The organism is Nocardia sp. CY41, from assembly GCF_009829325.1.
Taxonomy (GTDB): domain Bacteria; phylum Actinomycetota; class Actinomycetes; order Mycobacteriales; family Mycobacteriaceae; genus Nocardia.
Window position 1 is genome coordinate 23677 of sequence record NZ_VUOS01000039.1, and the last position, 14490, is coordinate 38166.

At 66.5% G+C, this 14490-nt stretch carries 18 protein-coding genes and 2 pseudogenes; 13 read left to right on the forward strand and 7 right to left on the reverse strand.

The genetic code is table 11. The features are described 5' to 3' along the window. Window positions 1-107: 107 nt before the first annotated feature. Window positions 108-503, reverse strand: a complete 396-nt coding sequence (locus GVY64_RS37440) for a hypothetical protein (RefSeq protein WP_201298270.1) — start codon at window positions 501-503, stop codon at window positions 108-110. Window positions 504-1249: 746 nt separating this feature from the next. Beyond that, window positions 1250-1534 carry a gas vesicle protein G gene (locus GVY64_RS33085; protein WP_236567441.1) on the reverse strand — a complete coding sequence of 95 codons (285 nt, stop codon included), beginning with the start codon at window positions 1532-1534 and terminating at the stop codon, window positions 1250-1252. A 246-nt stretch (window positions 1535-1780) separates the two neighbouring features. Between GVY64_RS33085 and GVY64_RS38225 the strand changes: the two genes are divergently transcribed. The 5 genes from GVY64_RS38225 (at window position 1781) to GVY64_RS33110 (ending at window position 4648) form a co-directional block, all read left to right on the forward strand. After that, window positions 1781-1972 carry a recombinase family protein gene (locus GVY64_RS38225; RefSeq protein WP_236567442.1) on the forward strand — a complete coding sequence of 64 codons (192 nt, stop codon included), beginning with the start codon at window positions 1781-1783 and terminating at the stop codon, window positions 1970-1972. Window positions 1973-2156: 184 nt separating this feature from the next. After that, window positions 2157-2549, forward strand: a complete 393-nt coding sequence (locus GVY64_RS33095; protein WP_159850047.1) for a LecA/PA-IL family lectin — start codon at window positions 2157-2159, stop codon at window positions 2547-2549. Between the two features lie 219 nt (window positions 2550-2768). Further along, window positions 2769-3140: a hypothetical protein gene (locus tag GVY64_RS33100; RefSeq protein WP_159850049.1), complete on the forward strand. Its 372-nt coding sequence runs from the start codon at window positions 2769-2771 to the stop codon at window positions 3138-3140. A gap of 485 nt (window positions 3141-3625) precedes the next feature. Next, window positions 3626-4180: a DNA-binding protein WhiA gene (gene whiA, locus GVY64_RS33105; protein WP_268895694.1), complete on the forward strand. Its 555-nt coding sequence runs from the start codon at window positions 3626-3628 to the stop codon at window positions 4178-4180. 96 nt (window positions 4181-4276) lie between these two features. Continuing rightward, a complete protein-coding gene (locus tag GVY64_RS33110; protein ID WP_159850051.1) occupies window positions 4277-4648 on the forward strand; it encodes a hypothetical protein in 372 nt (123 codons plus the stop codon). Between the two features lie 323 nt (window positions 4649-4971). On the opposite strand, the gene GVY64_RS33115 is transcribed toward GVY64_RS33110, so the two are convergent. The 4 genes from GVY64_RS33115 to GVY64_RS39245 all read right to left on the reverse strand — a co-directional run bounded on the left by GVY64_RS33115 (window position 4972) and on the right by GVY64_RS39245 (window position 6224). After that, entirely contained in the window at window positions 4972-5280 is a 309-nt protein-coding gene (locus GVY64_RS33115; protein WP_159850053.1) for a hypothetical protein, read from the reverse strand. Window positions 5281-5470: 190 nt separating this feature from the next. Further along, window positions 5471-5722 carry a type II toxin-antitoxin system RelE family toxin gene (locus GVY64_RS33120; protein ID WP_159850055.1) on the reverse strand — a complete coding sequence of 84 codons (252 nt, stop codon included), beginning with the start codon at window positions 5720-5722 and terminating at the stop codon, window positions 5471-5473. Continuing rightward, complete coding sequence (locus tag GVY64_RS33125) at window positions 5719-5991, reverse strand: type II toxin-antitoxin system Phd/YefM family antitoxin (protein ID WP_236567443.1); 273 nt, start codon at window positions 5989-5991, stop codon at window positions 5719-5721. The genes GVY64_RS33120 and GVY64_RS33125 overlap by 4 nt, the downstream gene beginning before the upstream one ends. A 98-nt stretch (window positions 5992-6089) precedes the next feature. Next, window positions 6090-6224 carry a hypothetical protein gene (locus tag GVY64_RS39245; RefSeq protein WP_442939661.1) on the reverse strand — a complete coding sequence of 45 codons (135 nt, stop codon included), beginning with the start codon at window positions 6222-6224 and terminating at the stop codon, window positions 6090-6092. On the opposite strand from GVY64_RS39245, the pseudogene GVY64_RS33130 reads away from it, so the two are divergent. From GVY64_RS33130 to GVY64_RS33155, 7 genes and pseudogenes are all read left to right on the forward strand, one after another. After that, window positions 6163-7482 (forward strand): annotated as a pseudogene (locus GVY64_RS33130) (DUF4158 domain-containing protein); the annotation flags it as partial. The gene GVY64_RS39245 and the pseudogene GVY64_RS33130 sit on opposite strands and share 62 nt — an antisense overlap. Before the next feature lie 174 nt (window positions 7483-7656). Beyond that, window positions 7657-8686, forward strand: a pseudogene (locus tag GVY64_RS33135) (tyrosine-type recombinase/integrase). Further along, window positions 8683-9009, forward strand: a complete 327-nt coding sequence (locus GVY64_RS33140; protein ID WP_159850061.1) for a helix-turn-helix domain-containing protein — start codon at window positions 8683-8685, stop codon at window positions 9007-9009. The pseudogene GVY64_RS33135 and the gene GVY64_RS33140 overlap by 4 nt, the downstream one beginning before the upstream one ends. Continuing rightward, a complete protein-coding gene (locus tag GVY64_RS38230) occupies window positions 9006-10616 on the forward strand; it encodes a hypothetical protein (protein WP_236567444.1) in 1611 nt (536 codons plus the stop codon). The genes GVY64_RS33140 and GVY64_RS38230 overlap by 4 nt, the downstream gene beginning before the upstream one ends. 41 nt (window positions 10617-10657) lie before the next feature. After that, the gene (locus tag GVY64_RS38235) at window positions 10658-11350 is read left to right on the forward strand and encodes a hypothetical protein (protein ID WP_236567445.1); all 693 of its coding nucleotides are present in this window, start codon (window positions 10658-10660) and stop codon (window positions 11348-11350) included. Between the two features lie 44 nt (window positions 11351-11394). After that, window positions 11395-11871: a hypothetical protein gene (locus GVY64_RS33150; protein ID WP_159850063.1), complete on the forward strand. Its 477-nt coding sequence runs from the start codon at window positions 11395-11397 to the stop codon at window positions 11869-11871. Between the two features lie 596 nt (window positions 11872-12467). Continuing rightward, complete coding sequence (locus tag GVY64_RS33155) at window positions 12468-13712, forward strand: aminoglycoside phosphotransferase family protein (protein WP_159850065.1); 1245 nt, start codon at window positions 12468-12470, stop codon at window positions 13710-13712. Window positions 13713-13757: 45 nt separating this feature from the next. Here GVY64_RS33155 and GVY64_RS33160 read toward each other — a convergent pair whose 3' ends face one another. Further along, window positions 13758-14123, reverse strand: coding sequence for a hypothetical protein (locus GVY64_RS33160; RefSeq protein ID WP_159850067.1), 366 nt, complete (start codon window positions 14121-14123; stop codon window positions 13758-13760). A 52-nt stretch (window positions 14124-14175) separates the two neighbouring features. On the opposite strand from GVY64_RS33160, the gene GVY64_RS38240 reads away from it, so the two are divergent. Further along, window positions 14176-14490 (forward strand): hypothetical protein (locus GVY64_RS38240; RefSeq protein WP_236567446.1); only part of this gene is annotated, 315 nt, incomplete at its 3' end.

Consider the following 14490-nt stretch of genomic DNA (forward strand, 5'->3'; position numbering starts at 1 on the left):
AGAACCACCACGGACAACGGCCTGGAAGCCGAGAGGGGATGTTCCGGGCCGTTGCCGGTCACCCGATTGGGGGGGCTGCCGAGTTAACCCGGGCGACGCCTCCGATCCTACCGAAAAACGGTAAAACGCAGCGGGCGGCGACCACGTTCGCAGGGTTCGGCGAACGTAGGCTGCGCAACTATGACCGAGGATCTGCAAGGGCGACTGATCGCGCTGGAGCGGTAGTCGCGGACCTGACCTGGCGGATGCGCAGCGTCGAGCGGGACGCCGCTGCCGCGCGGATGCTCGCCGGTGACGCGGATCGGGACGTGGCCGAGATCAGCGCGCAGACGCAGCGACTTCCGCCCGGCCACCGGGGAGAGCGTCGCCGCGATGGATGCGTCCCTGGCAGAGCTGCGCACCCAGATCGCGACCCTGCTGAGGTCACTGACCAGCCGCGGCAGCGACCGGTAACCAGGGCGACGACCGAAGAAACGGAGTCGCTGACCTTCACCGGTGAACACGACACCGCAGGCTCAGCTCTGTCGTCCCGGCCGAACCTGCGGCGTTACGGCCGGTGCCCGAGCGGCGGCTCAGACCCCGACCTCACCCAGCAGCCTGCCACTTGACCCGGACATGTCAAGCATCTACCACCGGCCGCGACACCCGCGGCCGGGCTGCCCGTCACCCCAGGTCAGCGGGGGTAACGTTGACGGGGCCTCGATATCCCGTCGAGGAAGTTCGCCTCACTACCGCTTCGCCCCGGAACCTCCTCGCACCGGGGCCGAAGTCGCATCCCGGAGAGCTCTCGACCGCCGCCGCGATCCGATGCCTGTCGACCTGCGAAGATTCCGGTTCCGAGCACGAAACCGAGAGCGAAGCCGCCTGCGCGCGAAACGACCCCGGCTCCTTCCCAGTCGGCTGATGAGGGTGCCGGGGTCGCTGTCTATCCGCGGTTGCCACACCCTGGTGTTGTGAGGACTCGGGCACGGCGGAACCCATTCGATCACGAATTCTGTTGTGCACCGAACTGTTCGAAACACACTCTATCGTGCGTGCGTGAAAAACGCTGTCATACAGTCGGATTGGTGCGCGAGAAACAAGCGGAAAGTCATAGATCGTCGGTCCAGGAGTCTCGGCGACACCGGATGCACCCGTGGGTGCGCTGACCATGAGGATGGTTCACGACACCGCAGCCCAGCCCCGCCGTCACGACCGAACCCGCAGCGCTACGGCCAGTGCCCGAACTCGAACGCATCAGACCCCGACCTCACAACGGGTAGCGCTGCATCCGGAGGAACACTTGTTGCTGAGCGGCGAGCTTTTGCTGCTGCGACAACTCGCCCACGGCGGCGGCTTCGGCGATCTGCTCCAGCTGCCCGCGGATGACCGCGGGGTCCGGTCGGGTCTTCTGCTCGGCCTGGTCCCGGATAGCCTGAGCGCACCGGATCACCCCGATGACCACACTCAACGGCGAGGCGACGACCGCGCCGATCACCCCCACGGCCGGGCCCTGCCGCGGCTGCGGGTACCCGCCTCGGCAGCCGACCAGCACCGAGGCAAATCGTCGATCAGTTCGATCATCGGCTCATATCCCGTCCAGTGGCGTGGATCGTCGGTAACGACCCCCCATCAGAGGCGACCGATCCGACAGCCAACGGTTACCCACCACGCGGCGGTAATCACGGTGACCGCAAACACGGCTCCCGCAACCCCTCGAACACCCTGCGGTTGTCGATGACCGCGAGGCCCGCCGACAACCGCCCTGGCGCCCGAGCGGCCCAGCCGAGTCCAGGAGACCGTGCAGCAGCTCGACGGGATCGATGTCGAGCGCACCTTCGTCGGCATGGCCGCAGGGAGGGACACCGCACGTCCGCAGCTGAACGAGCTGCTCGCGTTCGTGCGCGACGGACACCTCGTGAACGTGCACTCCATGGACCGTCTCGCCCGCAACCTCGGCGACCTTCGCCGGTCGGTGGGCAGCGCTTTCTGACCGGCAAGGGAGTGCGGGCGGGATGGGTGAGAGAGTCGTCGACCTCCATCGGCGAGGATTCGTCGATCGCAAACCCCAAGGTGCGCCGGGGCCTGTGGCGCGTCGTCCACCGACCCCTCTTCCATTTGCTGAATGGTAGCTATAGTTCCGGGGTCACATACTGGAACTATCGGGAGGTGCCACCATGAGTAACTCGAGCGTTGTCACGGTGCCGGCGAAGGCCGAGGACGGGGTGAAGTCCGGCGTGACGGTCAGCCGCGACGATGTGTTCACCGTCTCCGGGAGCGGGCGGGCGGCCTACGGCCGAGATAGCACGACCTACCCTGATGGGACCCGGTACATCGACGGCAAGTATGCCGGGGCATACATGAAGGCCGAAGGCGTCGTGCCAGGAGCGCCGATCGGGACGCTGATCGTGCGTGTGGGTTCAGGCCCATGGTTTGCCGCGGGCTCCGCCCAGACCTTCCGCGCACTCGAGGACGGCGAGGTGATCGTCGCCTACAACGACTGGCCCGGCAAGTACGGCGACAACTCCGGCGAGTACGTCGCGACAGTGGAGAACCACGGCAGCATCTAGCCTGCCGCCGGGCAAAGGCGACGGAAAGAAATAGACGACAAGTACCCCACCAACTCCGCCTTGGTGGGGTACTTCGTGATTCGGCTTCCCCGGATGATGATCGCCGCCGCACCCGTCGGGCACCGACCCTTCTCTCTCTCCTCGGAGGCGACACGCACTGGTGAGCGCTGTGCGGATGGTGCAAAAGACATCACCACATCCCGCGTAGGCTGCCGGGCTATGGCATCAGAGGATCTGCAGGCGCGTGTGGCCGCGCTGGAGGCGCAGGTCCGTGATCTAACCGGGCGGTTGCACATCGCCGAGCAGGACGCCGCGGCGGCGCGGGTGCTGGCCGGTGGCGCAGACCGGGACGTGACCGCGATCTGTTCGGAGATCCGCGACTTCCGCCAAGCCACCCTGGCCGAATTCACCGCCGTCCATGAAGATCTGACCGACCTGCGCACGTCGATGAACAGCCAGTTCACCGAGCTGCACAACGGGTTCGCCGAGATACAGGGCAAGCTGGCCGCCGCAGCGTCCGGACAATCCCGGATCCTCACCATGTTGACCATGCTCATCGAGCGTGGCAACGGCCAGCAGCCACGGCTATAGCGGCTGATCTCATCGGTTGGTGTTGCGCTGCTGCCGCGAGATCTCTAACGACCGGCGCGCCGCGCCGGGTGACGGGGCTGGTGGGGGTGTGCTGGCACGGTGATGGGTGTGGACGGCGATTACCGGTCGATAACCGATATGGCGGCCCTAGCGTTGGGTACGGCACCGCGCGACGACCGCGGCGAGCGCGTCGAGCTGGTCACCCTGGTGCGGTTCGCGACCGGGACGGTGTGCTCGTGTTCGGTTCCGGGCCGCGGCGCAGCGGGTGTGCGCGCTGCTGGGCGCGCAGCTGAAGACCGTGGGGCGGGTGGCGGCAGTCGGGCCGCGGGCGCGCCCGCGGTGGCAGGTGCGGGTGGCGGATTCGACCGGGGTGCGGATCCGGCTGGGACTGCTCGACCCCCGCCAGGGGCGTCGGGTGCAGGGGTTACCGCCAGAGGTGATCGCCCGCCTCGACCAGGATCCAGCGGCGATCGCGGGCCGGGTTCCTGGCCGCGGGGGCCATCCACCTCACCGGACCGGCGCCGAGACTGCAGATCACCTGCCCCACCCTGGCGGTCGCGCTCGCTGTCGCCGGGGCACTGCGGCGGGTAGGGGCCGTCGCCGGGGTGCGTCACCACGAGCGAACCGGCACCGAGCAGGTCACCGTGGCCGGGATCGACACCGTCGCCACAGCGCTCGAGGCGATCGGCGCACCCCGGGCAGCGCAGCAGGTGCGGGTGCGCTGGGACGACCGGCGCCGCCACAGCGCACACTGCGCGACGCGGAAGCTCACTGCCGCCAACGCCGGCCGCGCCCAGCAGGCCGCCGTCACCCAGCTCGCTGCCGTGCGGGCAGCACTCGCGGTGCTCGGCGACCGGGTCCCCGACCACCTGGTGGCCATCGCCGAACTGCGCCTGCAACATCCGCAGGCCGGGATGGGCGCGCTCGGGAGGCTGGCCACCCCACCGCTGTCGAAGGACGCCGTGGCCGGGCGGCTGCGGCGGCTGATCGCCCTGGCCGAGCGTCACACCCCGCGACCCGACACGACCGAAACATCCTGACGATCACGGCAGCGGTTATCGTTCAGCGAAGTCTCACCGTCGGTAGGTTGCTGCGGCCCGGGTCGGCATCCCTCGATGTGGACAGGAGGTGGGGCGGTGACGTCGTGGCGTGAGGCGGCCGGTGGTCAGGGTTTCGGCCGGATGATCGCGTTGGGTGTCGAGGCGGTGGTGAACAAGGTCGGGCAGCGGGCGGGGTGCGCACCGCTGAGCTGGGAGCTGTTCGTCACCGACGACACCGGCGCGCTCGCGGTCTCCGGCACCACCGCCGGCCGGGACTACAGCGAAGCCCAGGTTCCGGAGATCGTGCAGGCGTGGGCGCAGCTGCTGGGCTTGTCCCGCGTCGTGCCACCGTCCACGGGCGGGACCATCGAGTACCGGGGAGTCATCGACGCGATCGAGGTCGAGGTGTGGGGCGTCATCGACCAGCAGTTCTTCGACCTCGTCGCCGGACTCGACTTCCCCGAATGACATCGCGCCCAGCACACCGGGTCGGCATCATGTGTGCTGGAACTGCCATTGCTGGTGGGTGTGTAGTGGGTCAACCCGATCTGTTCGCTGTCGTGCAAAAACGGTCGCGCGGGACGGATCAGCGAATTTGCTGGACGATTGCTACTAGGATCCGGGGGCGCCGTAAGGGAGGGGTGCAAGGACTCCCCGCCCAGGACTGGGTACTCCTCATTGTCCTGCGAGGGACGGCGACCGGCAGCGGCCCGGGAAACACAGACACTTCTCCTCCGGGCCGTTGTGTGCCTTAGCATGAGCGGGCGCTCCGGCCGAGGAAGGGTGGCTGGTCAGCGGATGCCGAAGTGGCGCGCGCGCAGTTCGGCCAGCACGCGGCGCACCGCAGCCGGGTCGGCGTCGGTGAGCGCGGCCAAGTCCGCCATCGAATAGTTGCCGCGCTGGGCGAGGATCCCGCCGACCGCGTGCAGCACGACCAGATCGTGGGCCTGGCGGGTGATCGAGGCGAGTTCGGCGATCACCTCATCCAGCCACGGCACCTCACCGCGTTCGGCGCGTTCACCCTCCGCGCTCGACAACACCGCGTCGAACGCTTCCGCGATATCGGCGTACACCGCACCGCGAGCGTCATCACGCCCCACACCATCCAGCCTTGTCCGCCGGTCCGCATGGCGCAAACGGTGGGTCCGGTTCACCGGTGCGAGATCGATCCGCGCCGCCGGATGGTTACCGAACCTCGCCGCGGGGCGCGGCGGGCGTTTCATCGCGGCCGCCACGGCGTCGGCGGGGCGGGAGCGGGGAGTTTGCGCGGAGAGTCTTACGCGGAGAGTCTTATCTGTAGGCGTCGGAGCGTTTGGCGATGAGGTAGATCGTGATCAGGGCTTCGTCGTCGTCGATCTCGTAGACGATGCGGTACTGGCCGATGCGGATGCGCCAGTCGCTGTGGGTGCCGACCAGCTTTTTCGCGCCGTGTGGGCGCGGGTCGGCACTCAGGCCGATGATCGCCTGAAGCGCTGCTTCCAGGACGTCGCGGGGGAGTTTCTGAAGCTGTTTGAGGGTGTCGGGGTGGAAGGCGATCCTCACGAGGCCAGAACTGTCTGCGGGTCGATGCCCAGGGCCTCGACCATCTCCGACATCGACATCGTCTCGAACGGGGTTTCGCGCAGCTGGCGCAGTCGCAGCGCGTCGGCGAGGTCGGCGTGCTCGTGGAGGCGTTCGTAGTCGGCCATGCTGACCAGGGCCGCGATCTCGGTGCCGGAATCGGTGATGATGACTTCTTCGCCGGTGGTGGCGACCTCGCGCGCGATCGCGCCGAGTTTGGCCCGCAAACCCTTCAGGGTGTGTGTACGCATGGTTGACATGTTACTCCGGCATGTTGGGGTACCGGTAAGGACCGTGTCACCGGCCGCAAGTCAGTCGTAGGCCGAGCGTAGCGGCGGTAAGGATCGTGTCACCGGCCGCAATTGTTCTGTGCCGGTGGTGATCTCGGTGTAGTTTGCGCGGCTGTGGTGCGTGAGGTTGACCAGGACGAGCTGATCGACGCGTGGACGCTTGTGGGGAACGAGCCGGAGTTGATCGGCGGCAAGCGGGGTCCTACTCGGTTGGGGTTCGCGCTCTTGCTGCGGTTCTATACCGAGCGGGGTCGGTTCCCGCGTGGCCGGGCTGAGGTCCCGGACGAGGCGGTTGAGTACGTGGCCCGTCAGGTGGGTGTGGAGCGTACGGAGATCGCGTTCTACGACTGGTCCGGCCGCACGATCGAGTACCACCGCGCCCAGATTCGTCAGGCGCTCGGGTTCCGGGAATGCAGCGTCGTCGATGCGGACGCGCTGACATGGTGGCTGGTCGATCATGTGACCCAGATCGAGCGCAGTGGTGAGCGGGTGCGTGAGCATCTGCTGGCCGAGCTTCGGCAGCGGAAGCTGGAGCCGCCGACGGCGGGTCGGATCGACCGGATCACGCGTTCGGCGTTGAGCCGCGGTGAGGATGTGCTGTTCGACCGGGTGCTGTCGCGGTTGTCGACCGAGGTGGTGGCGAAGCTGGTCGCGCTGGTCGCCCCGGTCGGTGACGAGAACGGCGAGCTGGAGGGCGGCGGCGCGGTGCTGGCGGCGATCCGCTCGGATCCGGGGAACGTCAGTTTGAACACGATGCTGACCGAGATCGCGAAGCTGGAAGCGGTCCGGGAGGTCGGGGTGCCGGGCGAGGTGTTCGCCGACATCGGTCCGACGATCGTGACCGGCTGGCGGGGCCGGGCGGCGGTGGAGTCGCCGAGTCACCTGCGCGATCATCCTCTTCGGGTGCAGCTGACGCTGCTGGCCGCGCTGCTGCACTGCCGGCGCCGGGAGATCACCGACACCCTGGTCGAGCTGCTGAACTCGACGGTGCATCGGATCAACGCCCGCGCCGAGGTGCGGGTGACCAACGAGCTGATCAAGGACTTCAAGAAGGTCACCGGCAAGGAGAACCTGCTGTTCCGGGTCGCCGAAGCGACCGTCGATGCGGGGGACAAGCTGGTGCGCGACACGGTGTTCTCGGTGGCGTCACAGACGGTGCTGCGGGACCTGGTGGCCGAGTTCAAGTCGTCGGGGCCGACGTATCAGCGCACGGTGAAGGCCACTCTGCGCTCCTCGTACACCAACCACTACCGGGCCGGGCTGATCAAGCTCCTCAGCGTGCTGGAGTTCCAGTCCAACAACACCACGCACCGGCCGGTGCTGGACGCGTTGGAGCTGATCGGCAAGTACGCGGGGGCGAATCTGCGCTACTACCCGAAACAGGCGGAATTGCATTTGATGCAACATTCCGCCACCAATGGGAATGGTCATACTAGCTGGTCAGCGGCCTGATCGGCTTGTCCTGTCGCTGATGTCCGGACCCTCCCAACTGCACCGGGACACGCGGCACATCAATGTTGCATCGGCTACAACGGCGGCGTGACCCTGCAAACGCCCGGCTCGGCGCATCTGGTTCTGGCCGACAACGTCGTCCATCTCGATCCCGCGCCGGCGGTGTTCGAGGCGATGCTGGAGGGCTGGCGGCGGCAGCAGTCGGCTCGGTTTCTGCGGGAGTCGTGCATCAAGCCTCGGCTGCGGTTGATTCGTCGCGTGGTGGAGTTCACCGGGTTGTATCCGTGGCAGTGGACTCCAGCAGAGGGGGAGGCCTTCATCGACCATCTGCGGTCACTGGAGAAGCCGCGGAAGGTGTCGACCGCACGCGGCTACGAGGTCGACATCAACCTGTTCCTGGAGTTCTTGCTCGACCCCCGCTACGGGTGGGCCAGGGCGTGTGAGGAGCGGTTCGGCGAGGTCCCGCAGCAGATCTTCCACGAGGGCAACTCGATCCTGCACAAGACCGATTACGAGGGCGACCCCCGGCGGCGGCCCTTGACCTATGACGAGATCCAGGCACTGTTCGCGGCCGCCGAAGCGCGGCCTTCGAAGATCGTGGAACGCGGCGTCAAGGGCGCGCTGAGCGCGGCCCGCGACGCCGCCGTGGTGAAGACGATCTACGCCTACGGCCTGCGCCGCACCGAGACCTCCAAGCTGGATCTGGTCGACCTGCGCCGGAATCCGAAGATGCCGCAGTTCGCCACGTTCGGCAGCGTGATGGTGCGCTTCGGCAAATCGTCGAAGGGGATCGGCGCCGAAGCGGCGGTCGGTGCTGCTCGTCCCCGAAATGGATTGGGCCGTCGACGTGCTGGATGAATGGCTGACGGAGTTACGGCCGCGATTCTCGCCGGGCAAGCATCCCGCGCTCTGGGTGACCGAGCGGGTCGGCAGGTTGTCTCCCCGATCGATCAACGAGTCGTTCGTGGTCATCCGGCAGGCCGCAGGCCTCGACGAGAACCTCGACGTTCACTGTCTGCGTCACAGCGCGATCACTCACTGGACCGAATTCTCTTATCCCCCAAGGTTTGTCCAGGATCAGGCCGGTCATTCCCATGCGGCTACGACGGCGATTTATACCGGTGTTTCCAACGAGTTCCGCAATCAACTGCTGGTGTCTTCACTGAAGGCTCGGCTCGGCGACGATTGGGATGTGACAGCGTGAACAAGAAGATGGGCTACCGCTGGCGACTGCGGGATCTGATGGCCGATCAGCAGATGTTCCAGACATCGAACCTGGTGCCGCTGCTGGCCGAACGGGGCATCACCTTGTCGCGGGAGCAGGTCTATCGGCTGGTGACCCAACCACCGCAGCGCATGAGCATGGACGTCCTCGTTGCGCTCTGCGACATCCTCGGCTGCACACCGAACGACCTGATCGAACCGCAGGTCGTCAACCAGCAGATCAGCAAGACCGCAGGTGAGCGCGGCTCCACGACCCCGATCAGCCCGCGCCGCACCGTGATTCGCCGTCCTGGCCGGCAATGAGCTCCTCGCCTGGCTACGTCCGTCCGCGCACGCCGCTGCGCGCGGTCCGCCAGCGGCTCGTCGCCGCGCTGCAGGAGGCGGCCGGGCCCGGCCTGACCGCCGAGGCGGCGCAGAATCTACTCAAGCAGGCTCGGGCCTGGTCGTCGGCCGCCCGCCAGCTCGACAACCATTTGGCCGAGCATCCGGACGCGTTCATCGCACCCCAACCCGACTGCCCACTGGCCTTGCCGAAATTGCTGAAACTGCTCACCGCCAACGGTTTCGGCGACAAGGTCGTCCTGCTGGGCTGCGCCCGCTGCGGGCGCACCGAGTTGCCACTGCTGCGGCTGGCCCCTGAAGGCCGGTGTTGTCCACGATGCCTTCGGCGCACCGAACAACGGCCCTGCGCGCGCTGCGGCGCCATCGGGAACATCGCTGCGCGCCGGGCCGAAGGCTCCATCTGCCACAAGTGCTATCGCCGCGAACCGGAGCGGCAGCTCGAATGCGCTGGTTGCGGCAGGTTCCGCGACCCCGTCTATCGGGCCGAGGACGGCTCGGTCCTCTGCCGGGCCTGCTACACCCAACCGCTGAGAGCCTGCGTCCACTGCGGCCAGCTCCAACCCACCCGCAAGATCACGGACAAAGGACCGGTCTGCCGACGCTGCTACACCCCTGAACCCAGACTCTGCGGAATCTGCGGGGAGATGCGCCCGATCCAGCGTCGCGGCGACGACCAGGGCAACCCCGAAATCTGCCAGCGTTGCTACCGGTTCATGGGCGATTGCGCCAACTGCGGCAAGCACTCCCACGGCGGCCACTACCGCGGCGGCCCGTTCCTCTGCACCACCTGCTGGCCGCGACCGGCGCGCCTCTGCGCCATCTGCGGGAAGCAGAAGAAGATCACCGTCACCTGGCCGCTGGGGGAGGTCTGCAACAGTTGCTACTGCGCACGACTGATACATCCCGCACCCTGCGCGGAATGCGGGACAACACGAATCCTGGTATGCGTCAACCACTTCGGGAATGTCTGCACCCGATGCGGCGGGGTCGATCTCGACTTCACCTGCAAGGTCTGCGGCGAGGAAGGCCCCGGATTCCACGACGGCCGATGCGAGCGGTGCTTCGTCGCGATGAAGATCGACGCCCTGCTCAGCGACGAGAACGGCACCCCGATCGAGGCCCTGCGCCCTCTGGGCGAGGCGCTCGCCACGGCCAACCCGCGCACCGTCAAGACCTGGCTCACCACGAAGACCGCCTCGCGTCTGCTGGCCGACCTCATCGCCCGCCACACCGAATTCACCCACGCCGAACTCGACAAGCTCCCACAGAACGGCCACACCAAGCACCTGCGCGAACTGCTCGTCACGACCGGAATCCTGCCGCGGCGCAAGGAGGCGCTGGCTCAGCTTCAGATCTGGACCGAACGAACCCTTCCCGCCCTGCCGGCGCACCAGCAACGACTGATACGCCCCTACGCCGACTGGCACGTCCTGCGCCGCGCTCGACGAAAGGCCGCCCGGGGCAAGCCCTATCGCCAAGGAGCCGACCTCGCCGCTCGACAAGCGATCGGCTGCGCCATCAAGTTCCTGACCTGGCTCGACACCGTCGGAACCCCGTCGAGGAGCTGACCCAACACCACGTCGACACCTGGCTCGACGCGTCACCGACCATGCGCAGGGACACCTCCGCCTTCCTGGCCTGGCTCAAGCAGCGACACATCGCCACCGGCATCAACGCCCCGCGACCCAAATGCGGTCTGCCGCAGCGGTTCGTCGACCAGGACGACCATGAAGAACAACTCCGGCGCTGTCTCACCGACGACTCATTGCCCCTGGACGTCCGCATCGTCGGCGCTCTGGTCCGGCTCTATGCGATGCCCTTGGTCCGCATCGTCGAGCTCACCACCGACCGATTCCACCGCGACGAGACCGACGCCTACCTGGTCATCGACGAGAACGCCGTCATCCTGCCACCATCGCTGGCCACCCTCATCGAAGAGCAGATCCGAAACGGCGGCCTCGCCAACATCATTCGGACCCCCACCCCTGACCAACCCACCTATCTGCTTCCCGGCCGACCACCCAGCCGCCCCCGAAACACCCAGACGTTTTCCCTCCGACTCAAGCAATACGGACTCCCGACGATCGGCGCCCGGAACACCGCGATGCTGACCAACATCATCGATCTCGACGCCGTCGTCGTCGCGGACCTCCTTGGCCTCCACCCCAAGACCGCTCACCGATGGGCCCAATACGCCCAAACCAGCTGGGCCGCCTACCTCCAGGCCCGCGAACCAGAGGACATCGACACCACGATCAGACCCGGATCCTCACCGGATTTGTCCGAGCTCCTCAAGGAATAGCGCACAGAACGAATATCTACCCTCCACCAGTTCCCGAGGAGCAGGTGCCCACCCACCGCGGCATGTCCGGGGACTGGGTGGAGCTGGTGTATCAGGCCGACAAGGACGGCAACCGGCGGGTGGTGCGGATGGTGTACGAGATCTGCACGTTCCAGGCGTTGCGGGATCAGTTGCGGTGCAAGGAGATCTGGGTCGTCGGCGCGGACAAGTGGCGCAACCCGGCCCAAGACCTGCCGACCGACTTCGAGGAACGCCGCGTCGAGCACTACGGCAAGCTGCGCAAACCGCTGGATCCGACCGAGTTCATCGACTCGATGCGCGAGGAGATGCGCATCGAGCTGGAAGCGCTGTATGCGGCGCTGCCGACGTGCAGCTGGCTCGAGATCGCCGAACGCCGCCAGGGCGCGATCAAGCTGGTGCCGCTGCCGCCGGCTGCAACCGGACTGACCAGCACCAACCCACCCCGACACCCCCCGAAAGGACACTATCCGGGCCAGTGGAACCCGGCAGCCACCCGCTGACCGGGCTACTCCCTGTTGCCCACCGGCTGCTCATCAGCAGCCCAAACCCAATCCGAACCCGATCACGCCGGGCCGCAAGCCCGGCGAAAGATCAAGGCTAACAGCCCTGACCTGGGCTAACTAAAACGCTTGTACTCCACTGCACCACACCCGATCTGGTGAAGGCGCTGCGCCCCCGATAACTAGTGTTTACTGCCTCTGGGAAACTTCGCTCATCGGTTCCCGATTCGTGGCATTAGAGTCGAAGGGCTGCCCCTCGGCGGGTGCCGACAATGTCCAAGCCAGGAGAAGCTGATCGAGTCCGACCCTTGTTGGCCGACCCGGGGGTCTTTCATATCGCTCTCGGCCTCACCGATGCCGTCTTCGTCAGCCGCGGAGCTCCAGACCATTACCGTCGGCCGGTTCACCGCGCTATCTGCGCACGAACCAATCCTCACCAGTTCGCTCGGAGCCTTCTCCACCAGCGAACTCACCTGCCAACTCGATCCAACGTCGGCAGAGGTCAGTATCTCCTCCCTCAACGTTGCTGTCTGACAGCGTGATCACAGCGATAGGAATCGGTGGGCGGGTCAGGCAGCGGCAAAATCATCGCGAAGATGCTGCAGGCGGCCAAACGCCTCTCTGACGCGATTGCCGAAAAAGCCGCCCCACAAGTGGGCGAAGCACACCGCGAATTCCCGCACGGAATTCGGGATGGCCTCGACCGGACCACGCGTGGTGACGAGCAGTCCGCAGCCGAACTCGACAGGCTCGGTGCGGCCGGGCACGCGGACCGAGATAACGACGCCGCTCAGCCAGCCACCGAGCGCGGAACACCGGACTCATCCATCGCAGAGCACACGCCCCGCGGCGGTCGCGACCGATCCGAAGTATCCGCAGAAGAGGCCCGAGAGCTGTATGCGCAGGTCCGGGATCGGGAACCGGATGCCGCTGGAACCGGGAACCGGGTGAACCGTGTCGACACGACCGCGGGCCCGGCTGTGGTCAGGTTCGGAGTTGAACGACCGATCGTGACCATGCTGAAGAAGTGGATGCCGGAAAACGCGGCCATCAACTACGCGCGCGAGTGCGGTGTACGAACACCCAAAATCCTCTATTCCGGAGCGGACCCGTCGACCGGCCGGGCATTCACGATCATGCAGTACGTTCCCGGTGAAACACGGGGCTTCAATGATCCCGAGATGATGAACTGGTTGCCCGATCTCCTGGACCAGGTGCAGTTGATGTCCTCCCGCCCCTTACCAGTGGGAATGAACCTCGATATTCCAGAGTGGCAGCAGCAGATGATCCGGCACGCCGACGACGCCTACCGCGACCTGCCACCGGAGCAACGGTCCCGGCTGGACCGACTCGGAATCGGGCCGCTGTCGGACTATGTCCAGCCCGACCTCAGCCGCTCGGGCGAGCCGACTGTCTTCGCCCACAACGACCTCTATCCATCCAACCTCCGGCTCGATGACCAAGGGAAACTGTGGATCTTCGACTGGGAAACCGCCGGACCCGGCGATCCGCTCTACAACGCAGGGTTCTTCCTCGAACGCATGGGGAAAGGAGTCGATGATGCGACCCGCGCCCAGGCCACCGACATGTGGCTCGATCGGGTATCGCCAGCGAACTCTTCGGTCGACACCGGTGCAACCCTCGGCATGTACCGCACGATGGAGGACTGGCGAGGAGTAACGGTGTGCTCCGAGACGATGCCCCGCGCCGTATCCGCCGACCCGGACCGCTTCGAGGGCTGGGTCGACTGGTACGACACGCGATTGTCCCGGCACCCAGACCCCTGGCCCGACATCCCGAAGGATGAGCTGCGCACGCTCCTCCGCGGGTGGGTTGAATAAGCCTGCACGAGCACTGACGCAGCCACTAACAGCTCCTGACCCGGGCTAACTAAAACGCTTGTACCCCACTGCACCAGCCTCATCGGTGATCTCGATATCGCCCGCTTCCAGCCGAGTCAGTTTCACACCGATGGTCTCCGCGGCTTCAGGAGCGTTCTCGGCGATCTGCCGCAGCAGTTCCTCGGCCAGCCCCCGCAGCTCCTCGTCTTCTCCGGCGCCGGCCTGACCGAGTTTCTTGGCCAGCAACTGCCGCCGCAGGGGCTCCTCCGGCTCAGATTCCACCCCTACGACCTCGGCCTCCACCACTTCGTACCGGCGAGTGATCAGCGCCTTCAGGCCCCCGTACAGGTCGACTACGACCTTCTTTCCGGCTTCACGGGGTGCCGTTAACGATCGTGTCACCCGGTACATGAACGCTCCCGAAACCCGGTCGAGGGAGGTTGGCGCGGTGTAGTTTTCGCGCGTGATGAGGGAGCTCGACCAGGATGAGCTGATCGACCGGTGGACGCTGATTGGCAAGGAGCCGGAGCTGGTTGCCACCAAGCGGGGCGCGGCCGCCACATCGGCCGACCGCGACTACCTGCCCGAACAGGCTTCATGTTGCGAATCGCTGCGAACCTGGGTTGCACGGCCGGTGCCCGGACAACGCCATCGGATCCCGGCGGCCGGTCGAGAACTCTCCTGGACGCGACTTCGGCCCCGGTGCAGGATCCGGGGCCGAAGCGGTAGTGAGGCGAACTTCCTCGACGGGATATCGAGGCCCCGTCGACGTTACCGC

What these genes read in the sequence shown, in the direction of transcription:
- GVY64_RS33155 (WP_159850065.1), top strand. Translation starts at nt 12,468, where the DNA reads ATGCTGCAGGCGGCCAAACGCCTCTCTGACGCGATTGCCGAAAAAGCC.
- GVY64_RS38235 (WP_236567445.1), top strand. Translation starts at nt 10,658, where the DNA reads ATGCGCAGGGACACCTCCGCCTTCCTGGCCTGGCTCAAGCAGCGACAC.
- GVY64_RS33095 (WP_159850047.1), top strand. Translation starts at nt 2,157, where the DNA reads ATGAGTAACTCGAGCGTTGTCACGGTGCCGGCGAAGGCCGAGGACGGG.
- GVY64_RS38230 (WP_236567444.1), top strand. Translation starts at nt 9,006, where the DNA reads ATGAGCTCCTCGCCTGGCTACGTCCGTCCGCGCACGCCGCTGCGCGCG.
- GVY64_RS33125 (WP_236567443.1), bottom strand. Translation starts at nt 5,991, where the DNA reads ATGCGTACACACACCCTGAAGGGTTTGCGGGCCAAACTCGGCGCGATC.
- GVY64_RS33160 (WP_159850067.1), bottom strand. Translation starts at nt 14,123, where the DNA reads ATGTACCGGGTGACACGATCGTTAACGGCACCCCGTGAAGCCGGAAAG.
- GVY64_RS33100 (WP_159850049.1), top strand. Translation starts at nt 2,769, where the DNA reads ATGGCATCAGAGGATCTGCAGGCGCGTGTGGCCGCGCTGGAGGCGCAG.